We start from the raw sequence: 283 nt of genomic DNA on the forward strand, positions 1-283 counted from the left end.
TTGCCGTTACCAGGGAACGCCTCCTGAGGCTGCTGCCTCAGCTCACGCACCCACTTGCGCAGCACGTTCTCGTGAACGTCCAAGTCTTTGGCTGCCTGGGCCACAGACACGCCACGCTCAATGAATCGCACCGGCTTCCGTGGAGGCTCAACTCCTGAGAGGAGAGGGTGTGCAAAATTTTGTGTAAACGGCCAATCAACAGCCGGCGCAAGCCGGCCTGTCCGTAAACACTATGAACACCAAGAAACACGACGTACCCGAAGAACTGCTGTCTGGCCTGCTG

The 283-nt window shown here is 58.0% G+C and carries 1 protein-coding gene; it reads right to left on the minus strand.

What is annotated here, in order from left to right:
• Positions 1-131: transposase (locus SJH88_RS19580; protein ID WP_274755433.1), on the minus strand; the 131-nt coding region annotated here is incomplete at its 3' end.
• Positions 132-283: the final 152 nt, after the last annotated feature.

This window comes from Comamonas sp. GCA5 (genome assembly GCF_036541385.1).
Lineage (GTDB): Bacteria > Pseudomonadota > Gammaproteobacteria > Burkholderiales > Burkholderiaceae_C > Comamonas > Comamonas aquatica.